This window comes from Lachnoclostridium sp. (assembly GCF_031997925.1).
In the GTDB taxonomy this organism is placed as follows: domain Bacteria; phylum Bacillota; class Clostridia; order Lachnospirales; family Lachnospiraceae; genus Lachnoclostridium.
The window spans coordinates 108,437-129,018 of record NZ_DAMADT010000007.1; the positions used below are offsets into that span (position 1 = coordinate 108,437).

Here is a 20,582-nt window from a genome sequence, read left to right on the forward strand (position 1 = left end):
AGGAAAAATGTTTAAAAAATTAGTTGCAATCGAACCAGTTAGCTTGATTCCATCTGCGGAACAAAAACTTCATGATTATGCGAAAGAAGTAATCATGTTTGATGATATACCGAAGGACAACAAAGAAATTATTCACCGAATTGGTGATGCGGATGCTGTACTTCTTAGCTACACCAGCAGTATTGATAAGGAAATTCTGGATGCTTGCCCTAATATCCGCTACATCGGTATGTGTTGCAGTCTATATGCACCAGAAAGCGCAAATGTAGACATTCTTACCGCCAATGCTAAAAATATCACAGTTTATGGAATACGTGATTATGGTGATCAGGGAGTCGTTGAATATGTAATCAGCGAACTTGTACGGTATCTACATGGTTTTAGCGGAAAGCAGTGGCAAGAGCTTCCGATAGAGATTACTGATCTAAAAGTCGGTATCGTAGGTCTTGGTACTTCCGGACAGATGATAGCTGTCGCACTTCAGGCTCTGGGTGCAGATTTATATTATTATAGCCGTACCCGTAAACCAGAAGAGGAAGCACGAAACATCAAGTATCTACCAATGAAAGAGTTGTTGGAAACCGTAGATGTTGTCTGTACTTGTTTAAATAAGAACGTTATTTTATTCCAAGAAGAACAATTTGAATGGCTTGGAAATCATAAAATCATGTTTAATACCTCTATCGGTCCGTCACATGACGTAACTGCACTTTCAAAGTGGCTTTCCAATGGCGATAATGAGTTTTTCTGTGATACAGTAGGGGCATTAGGAGATAATACTGGTAAGCTTCTTGCGAATCCTCATGTTAATTGTATGCATGTGTCTACCGGACGTACCAAACAAGCCTTTGATCGTCTGAGTGAAAAGGTATTAAATAATATCGAGACGTTTTTAAGAGATAATAATATGTAAATGATTTTCTCTTAAAAAATAGGTGTGGTGACTAATTACATTATTTAAGTTAACTGTAATTTTGCCCAATTCCAATTACGATCATAACATAATCATTTTAGATGAACCTAAACATAGACATGAAGCCCGATGCCACGGGCTTCTGTTATTATAACATAAAAAATAACCGGAGGATAACCGATGTTAGAGCATGATATCTATGCAGCAATTGATGGCGAAGAAACTATTGCAGGGAAAGAATATACAAACGAAGAAATTGTTGAAATTAAAATGAATCGGATAGAATTTGATGGGATTGTCTTCTCTAAATGCCGTTTTGTTAACTGCGATTTTAGTGGTAGTTCGTTTTTGAATGTAACATTTTCAAACTGTGATTTGTCGAATTGTAGATTTCAGGACTGCTATTTTAGGGATACTAAATTAAATGAGTGTAAAGGAGATGGGAGTAATTTCAGCCAAAGCTCATTACACAGGGTAATATTTGAAAGTGGTTCGTTTCATTATTCAAATTTTACTAGTATTCTAAGCGATAATTGCTGTATGTATCATGTGGATTTTTGTGATTCTGCTTTCCAAGAAATGAAGATTAAGAAAATAATTTTCCACACAGTGAATTTATCAAGATGTGATTTCTTCAAAACAAAACTAAAAGGTGTTGATTTATCTACCTGTACTTTAGAGGGGATAACAGTATCCGATACATTTAAAGAATTACAGGGAGCCAAAATAAACCCAATACAAGCTATGGATATTGTGCAGTTACTTGGGATGAAAATTGTGTAAGAACTTAAAAGGCTACAAATAGAGTTAAAAGCAACCATAATATACTAAATTATGGAACTAATCAAAATAAATCTCGTCTAATCTATGAAAAATATAAATCATAGGATGGGAGAATTATTTTGTATGATTCAATTAAAACGGAGTGTGAAACAAAAAATTGTATCAATATTGTTACTTTTCATAATTGCATCTACGGGGGGAGGATGTGATTTTGATTCACTTCTATTTGCATCCATGCAAAAGCTAAAAGTTTATAGCAATGAAGAACTTGTAACAAGTATTTCATTTAAAGATTTAACCAAAACGAATGAAAAAGCGGATGAAAAAATTGCAAATGCCGGTACATATAAACAACTGCTTTCGATTCTTTATTCCATGAATATTTTCCCAAATGAAGAACATAAAACATTTTGGAACATTATTGATAAAGGTGAAATATTAACAGAAAGTAGCAATAGTAATGAATCTTTTAACAATACAAACCATTCCGAAACAAACACTCAGGTATCCGGTGTTGACGAAGCAGATATTATAAAAAATGATGGATATTATATTTATTATCTAAGAGATGGTATGCTTAGTATAATTAATACATCCAAAGAACTGCCTGATATTGTAAGTAAAACGATGATAAGTGATAACTACAAATCGTTCTATGATATGTATATATCAGATGACATTCTTGTTGTTTGTGGAGGAAAATACGTAGATTTTAACAACAGATCGGATGATTCCAAATCCTATTCTGATTATAGTGATATAGTAGAAACTAATTATGCGAATCCATTGAATTTTTTTACTGTGTACGCTGTGTATGATATCAGTAACAGGAAAAATCCTATTCTAAAACGCACGATAGAAATTGAAGGAAGTGAAGTTTCTTCAAGATTAATTGGAGATAATTTATATTTTGTAACTAATAAAGAAATTCCTTATATTTCTGATTTTAGTGTAAATGATTATAAAATACTTCCTATGTATAAAGATACAGCAGATTCTACTGAAATAAAAGTAATACAACCTGCTAATATATTATATTTTCCTGATAGCATAGATGCACAATATATGTTAGTTGGTACATTCGATATTACAAAAAATGATGTTGTCGTTCCACAAGCATATCTTGGTTCAGGCTCCAATATCTATATGAATACACACTCGCTATATATAAGTAGAGAGAAAAACCAACCACGCTACGTTCAAGAATCATCATCCAGTGAAGCTGTGGCTTTTTCTCTAACAACTGAGATTTATCGGTTTGCAATCGATGGCATGGATATCAAATTTGTTGGTATAGCTGAAGTAGATGGGTACCTGATAAATCAATATTCAATGGATGAATACAACGGTATTTTAAGGGTTGCTTCTGGAAATTATTCGTATGGTAATGGAATAATAACAATTGATATTAATACCATGAAGCCGATTGCTTCCATTTCAGGCCTTGCTGTGGATGAAAGAATTTATTCTGTTCGCTTTATGGGTGATGTCGGATATATGGTGACGTACCGCAATGTTGATCCGTTGTTTGTATTTGACCTTTCAGATCCATCGAAACCTTTAAAGACAGGTGAATTAGAAATACCTGGTTTTAGCCAGTATTTACATCCAGTAGGAGATAAGTATTTAGTCGGCTTTGGTAGAAATACTGAAGAAAGATTTTATTTAGACGAGGCTGGAAAAAAAGTTTCTACAGGTTCAACAAAGGATTTGGGCTTTAAAATAAGTTTGTTTGATGTGAGTAATTTATATAATCCAAAAGAAGTGTTTGTAAAAGCCTATCTTGAAGGTTCCTATAGTCCAGCAAGTTATAATCCGCAAAGTATAATGGTTGATGTAAAAAATAATCTATTTGCATTTCCAATTTTTATAGATGATTACCGCTATGAAAATAGAAGATATGGTACTGTTGTGATGATTAGTCCATCGTCTGAGTTTATAACGCTTACTGATGTCGATGTAATTACTAACAATATACATGATGCTCGTTTTTGCTATACAAATGGTAAATTATATTTTTTAACAGATAGCGTCATAGCAGTATATAGCTATCCAGAGTGTTCATTTATTAATCAAGTTAGCTATTAATGATTATAACAATCAGGTCTTGTTCCGTAACAGGATTAAAGACACAAACACCCGAAGATTTAAAAAGAAAAGCATACATATGATCTAGTAGAACAGCAGAAGAGAGCAGGGTACCTGCTCTCTTTCTTTCAGTATAAGGAAAAGTTCGTTTATCTTGACTTTTTCTTGTTAATCATTATGGCTCGATTCCCCAAACAAGCTTATTGTTTAAATATCCTGTAACTTTTTCAGAATTTACGTATTGGCTACTGGATGCATTAAATGAGTAATCATCCGCTTGGTTGTAATTTGACCAGTTTGATTTCGCAAATCTTGTTTGGACTTCTGCACTTTGCCCAGCTTTAAGTGTTCCAGCGGATGCTGTAAATGTAATTTCCAAACAATAATCAGCTCCCGTGCCTGGCTTTGCAAGCTTAACAAATTCACCCTTTACGTTTTCGCTACCGTTACTTGCCCAGTCACACCAGAAGTTCTGTGATAGTTCACCATCAATTGTATAGTAGTAACGAAGTTTTACATTACTCAAAACGATATCTGAGTTTCCAGTGTTAAGTAGTTTAAATTTTGGTGATATTCCATTGGTGGATGCGCTTGTATTTCCGTTAAAAGCTTGAATTACTATATTTCCTGTAACCACGGGAGCAGTTGTATCAATGACATTCAATGTTAAAACAGGGTTATTACCAGCACTAAATTGGAATGTTAATTTGTTTTCACCAAGTGGTAGCATGGATAGATAGGATTTAAGTAATACAATTGTATTGCCTGATACCGTATAATCCTTGTTGATAACAAGTGAATTGCTATTATTCATAACACTCACAAGCGAAAGTCCGTTTAAGTTAACTGTTACGTTGATATTTTGCTGTTTCTCTACTGCTTTATCAAAGGTTGCATTAACCGGAGTAATAGTAGCACTCGGCGTTGAATCTATGACATTAACTTTTAAAACAGGATCTTTTCCTTTATCAAAGTCAAAAACGAAAGAATTCTCACCCATTGGTATTTGGGAAAGGAAAGTTTTCTTTAATACAAGATTATTTCCGCTTAAGGTATAATCTACATTTAATTTTAATGTCGTTGTACCTAGTTTGATTGAATTCAATGTATTTCCATTAAACACTATGGAAATTGTTTTATCGCTTTGATTCGGTGTATATTTATCAAATGTTATAGAAGTTGGTGTGATCGTCGAACTTGGTGTTTGATCATCAACTTTTAAGTTCGGTAACTCATCCAATGTAATAACATAATTGCTTTGATAAAGCTCTTTTAGTGTTTTGGGATAATTATTTGCAGAGCTCATGAGATACTCACCATACCATGGGCAGAAATATAGCCAACCTGATTTTTCCTCGGTTAGATTTTGAAGACTTGGAACCGTGTCATTCTCTGTCATAGCAACCATTTTCTTACCGCTTGTTAGATCAACGAGCTGATAGAATATAGTTGTAATAGCATCTTCATTTGGAACACCGGATAACCCGTCATAGCGATTATAGACTGTATTGTACTTATCATACCCGACGATATCTACCATATTGTCACCAGGATACCAAGCAGGAGAGGTGCTGTAAACATAGCTGTTATACGTCCAAATTAAATTATGTAATCCATAGTCCTTAGTTAGCCTTGTATATAACATTTCCCATAATTGCTTATAAACCTTTGCACCTGCGGATGCCCACCAGAACCACGCACCTTCTCCATTTGCTCCACCATTACCTTCCGCCTCATGATATGGTCGGAATATGATAGGTATGTTATTCTGCTGTAAAATAAGCAGCTGCTCTGCTAAATTATCAATTGTCATCATTACATATTGGTACTCTTTTGTACCAGGAATAACAGCATTTGCAGTTTTAAAATTTGTTTCCGTTGGCTTATAGGTTGTCTTTTGCCAATCCACAAATTCACCGAGCTTATAGGAATTAAAATCTTTTGGAACAGTAATATGCCAGCATCCCGTAGCAATACCGTTTTTGTTATTAACCCAATTAATAATACGATTTGTTGTGCCATCTTCCCAACCGTATAATGGATTATAGTTCATAAAATCAAATCCTCTGATTGCTGGATACTTACCTGTTAAATTGTAAATCCAATCAAACTCTAATTCTGGATTTCCGTTATTTCCGCCTCCATAGATCTCTTGCTGTCCAGAGATGATATGTTTACCATATACCTCAGTCAAATATTTCATTAGAATTTTTGTTTCTGGTGTTGCCTGGCTATCGGAAAGGGTAGGAGCTACAATTAAACTATCTAATTTCGCATAATCCACAGTGAAAGTATCAAAATAAGCAAATCCCCAACCTCCCTTAATTTGTATTGTGTTACTGCCTTTGGTTAATTTATAAATTCCAAAGTTAAAATCCGACCACACCGTAGTGTATGGCAACATAAAAGAGCCTTTATTCATGCCGTTTACGCTTAAGTATTGAAGTCTACCATCAGGGCTTAACTCTTGCATATACCGAGTGGATATCGTATACATACCTGTCTCTGGAACAGTGACATCGAAAGTTAATGTGCCTGAGTTCTGCATCCAAACAAATCCTGACCCTGAGTATCCAGGCTTTGGTTGTCCATAAATTGCAGTAACAACTTGAAGCTCAGAGGATAATCGCGTATTTTCGCTTTCGATAACGAAAAACGCAGTGCCTGCACTAACTGGTACCGTAATAAAACCAAACAGCAGCGATAGTGCGATAAGAAACGTACTTACTTTTTTAACTAATCCTTTCATTTTTATACTCCTTTCTTGTATTAACCTTGATTTGTCAAAGTTAATTAATAAAATGTTATATAACCCCTACAATTTAAAAATAGCACAATTCCCATATAATGTAAATATTTGTGATTATATCTAGGAATAAATATCTACCAAAAGATCTACTTGACTACAAAGCAGTAGTTCAACTATAATATTGTAATATAGTTGAGTCATTATTCAACTATTATAACTGAGTGAAGTGTTAGAAAAAATTCTAAGTTAGCACATTACGCTGAGCAAAAATTTCTAAGTCTCACACTAGAAGATCGAGAATGAAGCGTTCTTCTTACTGATTGTTTGTGCCACAAAAGTGGCATGGTTGCCTACTTGCAGGCATGTTTTTGAGAAAATAAAGTTCATTAACTCAGTGAATTGCTTTGCAAAACACTGTGCAGATATTATGCCTGCGGCTCAAAGTTTGCAGGCTATGGAAAGGCAGGGGAATTCATATGAGAGTACCTGATATTAACTGTGATTGTGACGTTATCCATGCAAATATAGTTGAGAGAGTCAGACAATCTATGCCTGGAGAAGACGAGTTATATGATTTATCTGATTTCTTTAAGGTATTAGGGGATAGCACACGTGCCAGAATTATAAGTGCATTGGATATTAATGAGATGTGTGTATGCGATTTGGCAGTATTATTAAATATGACGAAATCAGCAATATCACATCAATTAAGATCATTAAAAGAAGCGAATTTAGTTAAATTCCGAAAAGAAGGAAAAGTTGTTTTCTATTCCTTAACCGACGATCATGTCAAGGATATCTTTGAAAAAGGATTAGAACATATTAGAGAAAAATTATATTAGAAAAAAATCATATTAGATATTGGTCTGGATAATCGTACAGATATTGGGGGTTGCAGTATCCTTGAATCTTACACAATATAAGAAAACCCAGATATCGTAATTAGCAAGTCACAATCGTAAATTATCCAGGCGAAGGAGAGCAATATGGATATACAATGTAAATTAAACTTTGAATCATTAGAAAATAATATTATAGATGTAATAAAAGAAGAACAAATTAAATTAGGCTATAGAGAAGAAACCTTACGATTATATTATCCAATGGAATCTATAAATAATTTATTAGGTGCAGAATTAACAAAAGAAAAGCTTTCGGAAGTTTTATATGAGTTTTGCATCTATTTAAAAGAACGTTTTGGCAACGTAGAGTATTATCGTAACAACACCCGATACTGTTTTGTAATTCCTCCGAAAGGAGTAACTTATGTCCATAAAGAGGTGAACGACCCAATTTTTTTACAGAAATTTATCGAGACAATAAGTAATCATCATTGCAGCATAGAAGATATTCTATTGGTATTTCATCGGTTTTCAGACAAAGTCATATGTGATAAAGTAAGCAATGGAGAATTTGATTATTTAATATATTTTGAAAATGGTGATCCAGATGCATATCGTTATTGTATAAAATTTGAAGAATGCCATGCGACCTATCATAGATATACTTATACTGATTATGTTAGTTTTGGATTCTAACTATTAGATTGTGACTAATAGTTAGAACAATTTTAAATTAGGGTAGTAGAATAATTTGAAACTACAAAATATGTACCTTTCATTAATATATGAGCTGTTTGCACATGCGAACAGCTTTTTTAGTACTCTAACAAAACGATTCCTATTCTTCTTTTATCATTTTAATCTCATCAAAACATCTCTTTTGAAGAGCTTTAAAGTTTTCTTCCACATCTTTTCGGATACAATTAATAACTACATTAATCGTTATTGAAGTAAACAAAACAATGAAAGATGAATATCGGACTATACTATGAGATTGCACATAAGAAACTATAAGTGCAATACAGGAAATTATAATTAAACCTAACTGAACATTTTTTGTTCTCCTCATTTCAAACATATCGGCCTCCAAGAATTACATTTAATCCATATGAGTATTGTAAATTTTCCCATATAATATGTCAAGCTAATGCGGTTATCAATAAGACTAGCACCTAATTAAGTAGTTGACCGATTGAGCAAATTGATTTGGGAAGGTTTTAACTATGAAGGTAAAATACCTAAGATAGACGATGAAGTTTATCTTCCAATAAAACATGCTTGGCTAAATTATAACCGTGATATTTGTAGTGTTGTTATAGCACCAGATGGTAGTTATGCATCCTTTTGCGGTTTCTGGTATGATAATAAAACTCAAACAGGGCTTTTAGAACCAATGGTAACCTCAAAAGAATATCGTAAATCTGGATTAGGAAAAGCTTGTGTATATAACTCATTAAAAATATTACAATCGTATGGTTGCAAGAAAGTGTTTGTAACACCTGATGAAGAACCATATAATTATTATTGCAAGATAGGGTTTGACAGGATGAACTACACTCAGTGCTATGAAAAAATATTTGAATAACAAGTAAGTGTGTCAAAGCGGATATTCGTAATCCGCTTGCGCTACCAGCTCTACCTCATTGCCACTACGTGGCATTTTAAAACAGGCAAGTCCATACCCCCGCTTATGTAAGCGGGGGACTTCCCTGATGAGGTTTTTTCTATAAAACTAATATGCATTATTTTTCTGAAATACTTTATAGAAACAGCATAGAAGAGAAGCGGTCAGGCGTAAAAAAATCCTGACCGCTTTTATTCATTTTATTTACTGTATTTTAAACGAAAATAGCTAAAACTTCTTGTCATGCATATTAATCAGATACATTTTTGTATCAATTGTGTATAGAAATGATTATAAGTCTACTGAACCTTAAGTTTCTTAAATACCTTTACTAATTCATACCAAAAAACAGAAACAACAGCTATTCCAAATGCTCTTATGAACTGACTAGTAGATAACGATGCAAGCTTTAAAAATCCTGTAAGTGGCGTATACAGAATAGCTAGCAATCCTAAAATGGTAAATACAGCGACAATCCACATTACCTTATCTTTTACAAGGCGAGCAAAGGACTGTATTGCAAAATCGTGGTCAGAGCTATTAACTAGAACAAGAAATAAATTCGATAGTATAATGATTGTAAGTCCCATTGTACGAGCCAAAGATGCATTATCCTCATTTCCTGCAAGAACTGTAAAATATGTTGCAAATGAAGAAGCAAAAATCACAATACCCTGAACAACGCTCTTTAACAGCATTTTAATATTCACAAGTTTTTCTTTTGGATTACGTGGTTTACGCTCCATAATATCCGATTCAGCAGGTTGTCGCTCTAAAACAATCGAACAGGTAGGATCAATTACCAATTCAAGCAGAACTACATGAAGTGGTAATAAAAATAGTGCAACTGGTGCTATACCAAGCATAGGGGCTAGGAGTGAAGCAAATGCAATTGGGATATGAATCGTAAAGATATAGCCAACTGCCTTACGGATATTATCGTAAATTCTTCTTCCATCCTTTACCGTTTCTACAATTGTAGTAAAATTATCGTCCATTAAGATAAGGTCTGCAGCTTCACGAGAAACCTCACTACCACGTTTGCCCATAGCGATCCCGATGTCTGCATATTTTAAAGCAGGTGCATCGTTTACACCATCGCCTGTCATTGCAACTATTTCTCCGTTATCCTTAAATGCCTTTACAATTCGCATCTTATGTTCTGGTAAAACTCTAGAGAAAATACTAACATCCTTAACCTTCTTACGAAGTTCTTCGTCCGTCATTTTACTTAGTTCATCACCTGTAATAATTTTGTCACTGTTTGGCATACCAATTTTTTTAGCAATAGAAGAAGCAGTAATTCCATTATCACCTGTAATCATAACAACACGAATACCAGCTTTGTTACAGACAGCGATATCTGCTTTTATACTTTCTCTTGGTGGGTCTGCAAGACCAATCAGTCCAAGGAAGGTTAGGGAGCAATCGGTAATTGTCTTTGGGATCTCCTCATCAGTTTGTGGTTTCATAGTTGCAACTGCAATGACACGAAGTCCCTCTTTTGACATCTCACAGATTTTTTTCTCACAGATTTCTAGTTCCACATCAGTTAATTTACATATAGTTAAAATACGTTCTGGAGATCCTTTTGCAGCAATTATAATTTCACCATTTCTTCTCCAAACATGCCCCATCATCTTTAGTTCATTCGTAAAAGCATATTCGGTGATTAGTTCACCGCTAAATAAATGATCTTTGGTAATGCCAAGACTGTCACAGTGAGATAGCATCTCTTTTTCCATTGGGTCATAGACATCAGTTTCGCAACCAAGCCCCATTGTTTCACATAAAGTATGTGTATCACTGTCCATGGCCCAAGTGTCTTGTACTTTCATTTGGTTCATTGTTATTGTACCAGTTTTATCTACACACAAAACGGATACAGCCCCAAGAGTCTCAACAGATGGAAGTTTACGTACCAAGGATTGTTTTTTTGCCAAACGCCAAGCACCCATAGAAAGAAAAACTGTTAGAATAACAGGAAATTCCTCTGGAATCATTGCCATTGCTAGCGTAATACCAGACAGTATGCTTTCAATAATTCTTTCACCGATTTCATGATCAGGAATATTAAAATAAGTGAAGATACCAACAAGCGTTAGTAGAATAACTGCAATACCTGCACAAAGCTTAACAAGACTTCGTGTCTGCTTTTGAAGTGGTGTATCTTCATTGGGTGCTAATGCAATATTTGCTCCGATTTTTCCGTATTCGGTTTTAGTACCTATTTTATCGACCAAGACAGTTGCAGTTCCCTGTGTAACAAGTGTACCAGCATAGCAATAATCTTTTCGCCAATAGTCAGATGTAGCTTCAGCATTTTCGGTATTCACCTTCCAAACGCCCTCTGCCTCACCAGTCAACGATGATTCGTCCACACAAAGGTCATTGCATTTAACGATAATACCGTCTGCTGGAATTTTAACACCTTCATGAATCATCATAAGGTCACCTGGTACGAGGTCTGCACTTGCAATGGTGGTTTCCTTGCCATTACGAATAACTGTAACATGCGGGGCAGTTAAGTCTTTTAGTGCATTTAATGTTTTGTCTGTTTTCCATTCTTGAATGACATCAATGCTTATAATACCAATAACGAAAATTAGCATTACAGCACCATCACGAGGTTCTCCAAGAATGAAATAAATAATTGCAGCAACAATTAGGAGCAAAAACATTGGCTCACAGATAATATGAAAAACCTTTTTTATAAAGCTTTCCTTCTTTTGCGGTGTGAGTTCGTTTTTACCGTATTGTTCCTGCAATATTTTTGCTTCGGCAGAGGTTATTCCTGCCATGTTAACTTTGTTTGTCATAAAAGTTACCTCCGTTTTTAGCCTTCTGGCATTCGTTTGATAGCTCTATGGCACTTCGTTCCTCAGTTATGTATTCCAAAAAAGGGTATAAAAAATCACACCTATGGAACACATTACTGTCCCACAGATGTGAATTAAAATTCAATCTGTTGCCGCAATTAGCGGCCCAGCCCCATGACTTTAAATTAATAAAGTTCATCGCCTGCTCAGTTTGTACTGTTGATCGCGCACTCGAAATGAATGTAATGCAGTGCAAAGAGTTCAATTGGATTATATCATACGCAATATTCTATGTCAATGCAGTTGTGTAAATAAATGTAAGTATAGGCGGATACTCGCAATCCGCTTACGTTACTTTCCCTATGAGGTTAAATATTTATTGATTTCATAACTGAATTATGATATAAACTTTATATCCCCCTATGGGGGTTAATTTAAATCACTGGAGATAGTAAAATGAATGACAAATCTAAAAACTACTTAAAAATTATTGTTTTTCTTGCATTCCCAATCATTATTGAGAATATATTCCAAACACTGTTAGGCACGACAGACACTTACTTTGCAGGTAAATTGAACGATAATGCAATTGCTGCTATTGGTGTCACAAATCTTATCATGAATATTTTTATTGCTTTTTACACAGCTATCAGTGTAGGTGCTTCTACGGTGATTTCAAGGTTCATTGGTCGTAATGATAATCAAAAAGCAGGCGATGCAATTAAACACTCTATCATATTAGGAATGTTAATTGGTACTGTAATTGGAGTTATAAGTCTAATATTTTATAAACCTATTTTACAGATTTCTGGTGCAACAGAAGAAGTTATGGAGTATGCAATACCTTATTACATAATTGTCGCAGTTCCGTCGATTTTCCTGTGTTTAACACAGATATTATCTAGTTGTTTTAGAGCTAGAAAAGATACTAAAACACCTATGCTTGCAACTGGGGTATCAAACATACTTAATATCATTTTAAATATTCTGTTTATTAATCTAGGATTAGGAATTGCAGGGTTGGCATTAGCTACAACAATTTCAAGAATTATTATAACAATCTTTTTATATTACAAATTAATACATCAAGATTCCAGTTTCAAAATAAAGCTTAGAGGTTTTAAAATAAACCATGAAATACTTAGGTCTATTTCAACTATTGGTATTCCCGCTGGAATTGAAAAATTAATTATGCGAATTGGCCAACTTGTTTATAATGGGATGATTATCTCATTAGGAACCGCTTCCTATGTAGCCCATAACATTGGTGGAAGTATTGAGGGATATTCTTATATACCTGCATTTGGGTTTGGTATGGCTACAGCAACTTTAGTTGGAATAAGCTTAGGTGAAAATGATGTAAATAAAGCTAAAAAAATTACTTTTGTATCAAATTGGATAACAACAGTTATTATGGTTTTCATTGGAATCCTATTTTATATATTTGCACCACAGTTAGCATCTATATTTACAGATACGATTGAAATAAAAGAAAAGGTAGTTATGGTACTTCGATTGATTGCATTTTTCCAACCGTTTGCAGCTTTGACACAAATAATGACAAGCGCATTGCAAGGAGCAGGCGATACCAAGTTTCCTATGTATGCAACTTTAATTGGCATTTGGGTAATACGAGTAGGTATTGGTTATCTATTGGCTGTTACTTTTAATCTCGGATTATTTGGTGTGTGGTGCGGATATGCAATGGATATTACAATAAGAGGTATCCTTTTACTTATTAGATTTTTAAGAGGCAAATGGCAAAAAATCATGATATAATAGATATCAAAAATAGAAACCTTGGAGGAGGGTATGAGTAAACATAAACATTCCAATGAAAGTAAAAAGGCAGTGATTAATCGTCTTTCTAGAGCGATAGGGCATTTAGAGTCTGTTAAAAAAATGGTGGAAGAAGATGTAGACTGTAGTGAAGTATTAATTCAATTATCCGCGGTAAGATCGGCAATTAATAATACTGGAAAAGTAATATTAAAAGAACATATTTCCCATTGTATAGTTCATGCGATTGAAGAAGGGGACGAAGAGGTTATTCAAGAATTAGATAATGCAATAGATAAATTTATCAAATAATATTTGCACACTATGCTTTACTGGAAGTTTTGATGAAACTACATAATAAAGTCTAAAGATAATCTATAATAATAATTTGCAAAAATAATAGGCATGTTTACTAGTGAGTAAAACTACCTTTATTCTTTTGAATAAAAGAATATGATAGATAAAATTATAGTTATATCAGATGCTTTTATATGATATATTGTTTTTAAGACCAAGATGGATGGTAACGTATGGTGTTACGTAATAATATTAAAATTCTTTTTTCATTATTAATTGTTCTTTGTATTATTTTTGTTTGTTATAAAACTATTGGCAATAAAAAAAGTACCACAATAAAAGAGGCTTATAATATTGCCTATAATGAGGTGCATAAAAAAAATCCACGCGTGTTATTAGTCTTAATAATTAGTACTGATTCAATATTAAGTAAAGAAGAAAATGATGCGGGGAAAAATGGGAGAAGAAACTCATGGAATTTAATCTTCGCAGTACCTAATTCTTCCGAAAGTTGGGTAGTTACAATTAGAGATCATAAGGTAAGGGATTTGGTAAAAGGGATAGGGCTTTATGATAGGAAAGATTTAATAGATAAAAATGAATTTACCATCGATTCAAAAGAAGCTTTAAAAATGGTAAAAAAAGAATATGATATAAGACCCGGTGAAATATGGGCTATAGGTTATCATTTTAAAATAAGTAAAGAAGATGGGGAAGTTGTACTACAAGTTGTATGCAGAGATAATAAAGATAATTTTACAAAATTATTTGTTGATGCAAAAACAAAGAAGATTACAGATGCTTTTCACAAAATTCCAATAGGTGGTGGTATCTTTAATGGAAATACTGATAAAGCTTTAGTTGATATTTATAATATAGAAGGTATTGCAAATACAAAAAATAGTAACACTTTATATGCTTGGGGATTTAAAATGATAAACATCATTCAATATAATTCGATTTTACTAAATAAAAGTAATAACGATACTGTATGGAACGAGTTATCAATTCAAGAAGATATAAAAAATGTCCTTCCTATAGAAGATGATGACATATTAATTGTTTGCAATCAAAAGATTTATAAATATAATTCAAAAGAGCTTTCAAGTATATTAGAAACAAAAGATCAAATACTTAATTCATTTCATTATAATGATAAATTATATTTTCTAACTAATTCAGAATTGAATATTTCATCTGATAAAGGTGAATCATGGAAAACAATATTACTTCCAGAAGTGAAAGATGTAACTTATATACCTTTTGATATTAATGGTGATGATAATTCTTACTATGCTAGTATCAACAATAAAATTTATTGCTATAATTATGATAATGTAAATTGGATAGAAGTAGTTAGTGATGATAATATGATTATTGATTTCAAATATATTAATAATTCTATTATTTATACCACCGGTAAATCTCTAAATCTTTATAACCTAGAAACCAAAGAAAATAGGGTAATAAGTAAAAACATAATAGTATATAAATTAATTAAGTACGGACAAGACATTTATGCTATTAATAATGAAGGCTGCTTATTTGAAATAAAAAAGAAGAGTGATAAAAATGATTGGACAATTAAAACCCTTAAGATGAATGATAACGGATTAATTACTAACATACTTCATATTAATCAAAATACATGGTATTACAGTACTGTATCAAAATATGAATGGGTAAAATTAGAAAAATCAAACTGATACTACAAAAAACAGGTTGAGGGAGTTGTATCTGTTATGTATTCTCATAGCTTTCGTCATCTTAGCAATGCCCAGTGAAGTAAATTATGAAATATGTATATAGATTGTTATATTTAACTGTTGTAATTTGCAACTGTTGTATGTTAGAATATTCTCGGAGGTGAATATAATGATTGACCAAGGAAGTGGAACACTTCGAAAATTAATCCGTGTTCTGGTGAAAAACTTAGGTATGTTGGAGAAAAGTGATTCGTCCTGTTGTGGTGTAACGGTAACTCAGTGCCATGCAATTGTTGAGATAGGACAGAAGGGGAAAGTTTCTCTAGTCGATCTAGCTGATTTATTAGATGTAGATAAAAGCACCATGAGTAGGACCGTTAATAATCTTGTAGAATTAGGATTGGCTATCAGAGAACTGGATACTGAGAATAGGAGATTTGTCATTATCCAACTAACAGAGGATGGCAAGAATGTATTCAATAGTATTGAAAAAAGTATGGAGACCTATTACAAGGATATCTTTTGTTCAATTCCTGAGGATAAAAGAGGCCAGGTACTGGAAAGTTTAGCTCTCTTAACTGATGCTGCTAAAAATAATAAATGTTGTTAATTATTAGGTTTTAATGAGGGAATGATTATGGCAAATAGTATGAAAGATGAAATCAAAACGTTCTATGGTGGAATTGCGAAGCAAGTATCTGAGACATCAAAAGGATCCTGCTGTAGTGGTGGATCTTGTTGTTGCGATTGTGGTACTGATTCCAACTTATATTCTGCAGAATATATCGCCGATTTACCGGTAGAAGCTATCAATGCATCATTGGGATGTGCCAATCCAGTGGCACTTGCTAATCTTCAGAAAGGCGAGATAGTTCTGGATTTAGGAAGTGGTGGCGGTATTGATGTTTTAATATCAGCTAAATTTGTAGGCGATTCCGGTAAGGCTTACGGACTAGATATGACAGACGAGATGCTAGAGCTTGCAAACCGTAACAAAGAAAAGAGCGGAGCAACAAACGTTGAATTTATCAAAGGTTACATAGAAGATATCCCTTTACCGGATGAAGTAGTTGATGTAATCACTTCAAATTGTGTAATTAATTTATCTGAGAGTAAAGAATCAGCGCTAAAAGAAGCATACAGAGTTCTAAAAAAGGGCGGCCGGTTGGCGATTGCTGATATTGTTGAAATGAAAGACGTTCCAGATGATATTAGGCAGAGTGTACAATTGTGGGTTGGTTGTATTTCTGGAGCACTCAGTATTAGCGATTATGAACGAATTCTAAAAGAGGTTGGCTTTACAGGTATTGAGATTACCCCCGTGAATATATACACCAAAGATATGATTAAAAACATAGCCGAAGCTGAAAACCTTAATGATTTATATGCTAAGCTTGATGAAAATGCAGTCGATGGTGCTTTCGCAGGTGCTCATGTAAAAGCATATAAATAAGAAAAAGTACGCATCGCGTACTTTTCTTATCATGAATAAAAGGAGGCACTATTATGGGCTTCTCAATAGAGAAAATGCAACCTAATGATTGGCTGAGGACGGATGCCAGACGGAAAATGGCATGATATTGTTTTGGTAGAAAAAAGGAGTGTAATAATAGTTTAAAGATATTAATATCTGTTATATATATATCTATCTATGTATCGTGTTTTTGTGGCATTAGACTTTCTAGGTTTAATGCCTATTTTTATTGTTCTTTATTAAATAAAAATGGCATTAAGCCGCATATAGTATCATAGATATTAACGTATGCATTAATTTTTTTGCATTAAATCAATTATTTTTTATTGACTTTATAGACACTCATCTATATACTACACATAGAACATTATCTATATAGGAGGTGTCACTATGAATAATTACGAAGAAAATAGTAAGTTGATGAAGGCAATTTCAGATTCGAACCGTTTGAAAATACTTGATATCTTATCTTGCGGTGAATTATGCGCTTGTGATATACAAAAACACTTTGATTTTTCACAACCTACATTGTCACATCATATGAAATCTTTAATGGATTGTGGATTAGTAGTAGGTCGTAAAGAAGGTACTTGGATGAGATACAAAATTGATTTACAAAGAGCAAATGAAATGATGTATTTTTTAATGGGTATTATCACTCCAAAAAAAGGGTGTATCTGTGAAAAATGCAGCCAAGAATCTTGTGACTGTAACAACTAACCTAGGATTTCAATTATTTTTTCAAACAAGAGGGATAAAGAGAAAAGAGGATTTGAAATGAGAGAAGCTTTTAACCCAAATAGTATCGAATTAACTAAGTATTTATTTTATACAGGGAAAGGTGGAGTAGGTAAAACTTCTACGGCTTGCGCTACAGCGGTGTCTCTAGCTGATAAAGGGAAAAAGGTATTATTAATCAGTACTGACCCTGCATCTAATTTACAGGATGTTTTCGAGATTCAATTAAACTCGAAAGGTATTGCAATCCCTTCTGTACCAGGATTAGTAGTAGCTAATTTAGACCCTTTAAAAGCAGCAGCTGAATATCGTGAAAGTGTAGTAGCTCCATTTCGTGACTTATTACCAAAAGAAGTAATAACTAATATGGAGGAACAATTATCAGGTTCTTGCACTGTAGAAATTGCAGCATTCAATGAGTTCTCGAATTTTATTACCGATCAAAAGGCACAGAATGATTACGACCATATTATATTTGATACTGCTCCAACTGGTCATACCTTAAGAATGCTGCAATTACCATCCGCATGGAGTGGTTTTATCAGTGAGAGTACCCATGGAGCATCTTGTCTTGGTCAACTTTCTGGGCTTGAAGAGAGAAAAGATATCTATAAGTTAGCAGTAGCAACTTTAAGTAACACTGCATTAACCACCTTAATTTTGGTAACAAGACCTGAGGAGGCTCCATTAAAAGAGGCTACAAGAGCATCGAAAGAATTAAAAGAGTTAGGTATAAGAAATCAAATACTTATTGTAAATGGTATATTAGAAACTGTGGATGATAGTGTTTCTAAGAGCTTATATAATAAGCAAAAGAATGCACTCGAAAATCTACCAGAAGAGCTTAATGATATTGATTCTTATATGATTCCATTAAGAGCCTATAATGTGATGGGAATTGATAATATACGATCTTTCTTTAACATGGATTCACATATTGTTAAATCAACAAGGATAGATGCTAAGGATTTAGCCAGATTACAGGATGTTGTCGATGATTTGTATTTGTCTGGCAAGAAGGTAATCTTTACAATGGGTAAAGGTGGAGTTGGAAAAACTACGGTTGCTGCAGCAATAGCACTAAGATTAGCTGAAAAAGGTTGTAAAGTTCATTTATCTACTACAGACCCAGCAGCTCACTTAAAATATATTATTGACGAGCAAGAAAATATTTCTATGAGCCATATTGATGAGCAAGCAGTTCTTAAAAAATATCAGGAAACAGTATTAAACAAAGCAAGGGCAAATAACTTATCGGAAGATGATATTGCTTATATCGAAGAAGACTTACGTTCACCATGTACGCAAGAAATCGCAGTATTTCGAGAATTCGCTAATATTGTAGAGCGAGCGGATAAAGAAATAGTTGTTATAGATACCGCTCCGACGGGTCATACGTTATTATTATTAGATTCTACACAAAGTTATCACAAGGAAGTTCAAAGGACTTTAGGTGATACCCCTGAATCTGTTAAAAAACTTCTACCAAGGCTTCGTAATGATAAAGAAACCGCTGTTCTAATTGTTACATTAGCAGAGGCAACTCCCGTTTTTGAAGCATTAAGGTTAGAGGAAGATTTACAACGTGCGAGTATACAAAGTAAATGGTGGGTTATTAATTCCTCATTATTTGCTACTGAAACAACCAATCTGGTGTTAAGAGCCAAAGCAAGTAACGAAATAGAGTGGATAAATGAGGTGAAAGAACATTCAAATGGAAATGTAGCTGTTATCTCTTGGCATCCTGAAGAATTAAAGGGAGAAAAATTAAAAAATATTTAACTATAGATATTCTCAGTTACCTTTTTAAAGCTATCTGAGGTATAGGTGGAGGTTAGTTGATGAATAAGAAAAATCAAGGTATTAGTTTTTTTGAAAAGTATTTAACTCTATGGGTTATAGCTTGTATGATAATTGGTGTACTTATAGGTAAATTTCTTCCTGCAGTACCTGCCTTCTTGGGTAAATTTGAATATGCTAATGTTTCTATACCAATTGCAATTCTTATTTGGCTTATGATTTATCCTATGATGATGAAAGTTGATTTTAAAAGTGTAAAAAATGTTGGTAAAAATCCGAAAGGGCTATATGTTACATGGATAACAAATTGGATTATTAAACCGTTTACTATGTTCGGAATCGCATATTTTTTCTTCTATGTAGTATTTCGTGGATTGATTTCAGCAGAATTGGCGAAAGATTATCTTGCAGGTGCAGTTTTATTAGGTGCTGCTCCGTGTACCGCAATGGTTTTTGTTTGGAGTCACTTAACGAAGGGAAACCCAGCCTATACCGTTGTACAGGTTGCGACTAATGATCTGATTATTTTAGTAGCATTCATACCAATAGTGAAATTCCTTCTTGGAGTTTCTAATGTATCTGTACCATGGGATACATTAATCCTATCCGTAGTACTTTTTGTAGTAATTCCGCTAGTAGGTGGAATTTTAACTAGAACGTTAGTAATAAAAAAGAAGGGTGAAGAGTATTTTAAAAATAGCTTTATACCGAAATTTAATAATACAACTATTATAGGGTTATTACTAACATTAATCATTATTTTCTCATTTCAAGGTGATGTAATTATAAATAATCCATTGCATATTATACTGATCGCAATTCCATTGATTATACAAACGTTTTTAATATTCTTTATTGCATACATTACCGCAAAAGTAATAAAGCTTCCTCATGATGTTGCTGCTCCAGCTGGAATGATAGGAGCTTCTAATTTCTTTGAACTATCCGTTGCTGTCGCTATAGCTTTATT

17 protein-coding genes and 1 riboswitch are annotated in these 20,582 nt (G+C 33.5%); of the genes, 14 read left to right on the top strand and 3 right to left on the bottom strand.

From position 1 onward, the window contains the following. The first annotated feature begins 7 nt into the window (after window positions 1-7). From RTP52_RS07150 to RTP52_RS07160, 3 genes are all read left to right on the top strand, one after another. Entirely contained in the window at window positions 8-913 is a 906-nt protein-coding gene (locus tag RTP52_RS07150) for a D-isomer specific 2-hydroxyacid dehydrogenase family protein (protein ID WP_312107553.1), read from the top strand. 180 nt (window positions 914-1,093) lie between these two features. Beyond that, on the top strand, window positions 1,094-1,696 hold the full coding sequence (locus RTP52_RS07155) for a pentapeptide repeat-containing protein (RefSeq protein WP_312370150.1): 603 nt from the start codon (window positions 1,094-1,096) through the stop codon (window positions 1,694-1,696). A gap of 123 nt (window positions 1,697-1,819) precedes the next feature. Further along, window positions 1,820-3,784 carry a beta-propeller domain-containing protein gene (locus tag RTP52_RS07160; RefSeq protein ID WP_312370152.1) on the top strand — a complete coding sequence of 655 codons (1,965 nt, stop codon included), beginning with the start codon at window positions 1,820-1,822 and terminating at the stop codon, window positions 3,782-3,784. Window positions 3,785-3,959: 175 nt separating this feature from the next. Here RTP52_RS07160 and RTP52_RS07165 read toward each other — a convergent pair whose 3' ends face one another. Further along, a complete protein-coding gene (locus tag RTP52_RS07165; RefSeq protein ID WP_312370154.1) occupies window positions 3,960-6,533 on the bottom strand; it encodes a X2-like carbohydrate binding domain-containing protein in 2,574 nt (857 codons plus the stop codon). Window positions 6,534-7,009: 476 nt separating this feature from the next. On the opposite strand from RTP52_RS07165, the gene RTP52_RS07170 reads away from it, so the two are divergent. Together RTP52_RS07170 and RTP52_RS07175 are read left to right on the top strand one after the other, a co-directional pair. Beyond that, on the top strand, window positions 7,010-7,375 hold the full coding sequence (locus RTP52_RS07170) for an ArsR/SmtB family transcription factor (protein ID WP_312105517.1): 366 nt from the start codon (window positions 7,010-7,012) through the stop codon (window positions 7,373-7,375). A gap of 144 nt (window positions 7,376-7,519) precedes the next feature. Next, window positions 7,520-8,071 carry a DUF3877 family protein gene (locus tag RTP52_RS07175; protein ID WP_312105520.1) on the top strand — a complete coding sequence of 184 codons (552 nt, stop codon included), beginning with the start codon at window positions 7,520-7,522 and terminating at the stop codon, window positions 8,069-8,071. Between the two features lie 142 nt (window positions 8,072-8,213). Here RTP52_RS07175 and RTP52_RS07180 read toward each other — a convergent pair whose 3' ends face one another. Next, window positions 8,214-8,453, bottom strand: a complete 240-nt coding sequence (locus tag RTP52_RS07180) for a hypothetical protein (protein ID WP_312370156.1) — start codon at window positions 8,451-8,453, stop codon at window positions 8,214-8,216. Between the two features lie 114 nt (window positions 8,454-8,567). Between RTP52_RS07180 and RTP52_RS07185 the strand changes: the two genes are divergently transcribed. Next, complete coding sequence (locus RTP52_RS07185; protein ID WP_312370158.1) at window positions 8,568-8,960, top strand: GNAT family N-acetyltransferase; 393 nt, start codon at window positions 8,568-8,570, stop codon at window positions 8,958-8,960. A gap of 338 nt (window positions 8,961-9,298) precedes the next feature. Here RTP52_RS07185 and RTP52_RS07190 read toward each other — a convergent pair whose 3' ends face one another. After that, entirely contained in the window at window positions 9,299-11,818 is a 2,520-nt protein-coding gene (locus tag RTP52_RS07190; protein ID WP_312370160.1) for a cation-translocating P-type ATPase, read from the bottom strand. Window positions 11,819-11,932: 114 nt separating this feature from the next. Beyond that, window positions 11,933-12,038: riboswitch (NiCo riboswitch) on the bottom strand. Between the two features lie 236 nt (window positions 12,039-12,274). Between RTP52_RS07190 and RTP52_RS07195 the strand changes: the two genes are divergently transcribed. The 8 genes from RTP52_RS07195 to arsB form a co-directional block, all read left to right on the top strand. Further along, complete coding sequence (locus tag RTP52_RS07195; RefSeq protein WP_312370162.1) at window positions 12,275-13,597, top strand: MATE family efflux transporter; 1,323 nt, start codon at window positions 12,275-12,277, stop codon at window positions 13,595-13,597. A gap of 33 nt (window positions 13,598-13,630) precedes the next feature. Beyond that, window positions 13,631-13,909, top strand: coding sequence for a metal-sensing transcriptional repressor (locus RTP52_RS07200; protein ID WP_312105531.1), 279 nt, complete (start codon window positions 13,631-13,633; stop codon window positions 13,907-13,909). 218 nt (window positions 13,910-14,127) lie between these two features. Next, window positions 14,128-15,600: a hypothetical protein gene (locus tag RTP52_RS07205; protein WP_312370164.1), complete on the top strand. Its 1,473-nt coding sequence runs from the start codon at window positions 14,128-14,130 to the stop codon at window positions 15,598-15,600. Window positions 15,601-15,769: 169 nt separating this feature from the next. Then, window positions 15,770-16,210, top strand: coding sequence for a MarR family winged helix-turn-helix transcriptional regulator (locus RTP52_RS07210; RefSeq protein WP_312370166.1), 441 nt, complete (start codon window positions 15,770-15,772; stop codon window positions 16,208-16,210). A gap of 27 nt (window positions 16,211-16,237) precedes the next feature. After that, the gene (arsM, locus tag RTP52_RS07215; protein WP_312370168.1) at window positions 16,238-17,053 is read left to right on the top strand and encodes an arsenite methyltransferase; all 816 of its coding nucleotides are present in this window, start codon (window positions 16,238-16,240) and stop codon (window positions 17,051-17,053) included. Between the two features lie 411 nt (window positions 17,054-17,464). After that, the gene (locus tag RTP52_RS07220; protein WP_312370169.1) at window positions 17,465-17,794 is read left to right on the top strand and encodes an ArsR/SmtB family transcription factor; all 330 of its coding nucleotides are present in this window, start codon (window positions 17,465-17,467) and stop codon (window positions 17,792-17,794) included. 57 nt (window positions 17,795-17,851) lie between these two features. Further along, entirely contained in the window at window positions 17,852-19,594 is a 1,743-nt protein-coding gene (gene arsA, locus RTP52_RS07225; protein ID WP_312370171.1) for an arsenical pump-driving ATPase, read from the top strand. A 59-nt stretch (window positions 19,595-19,653) separates the two neighbouring features. Then, a partial coding sequence (gene arsB / locus RTP52_RS07230) for an ACR3 family arsenite efflux transporter (RefSeq protein ID WP_331661098.1) occupies window positions 19,654-20,582 on the top strand: 929 nt, incomplete at its 3' end.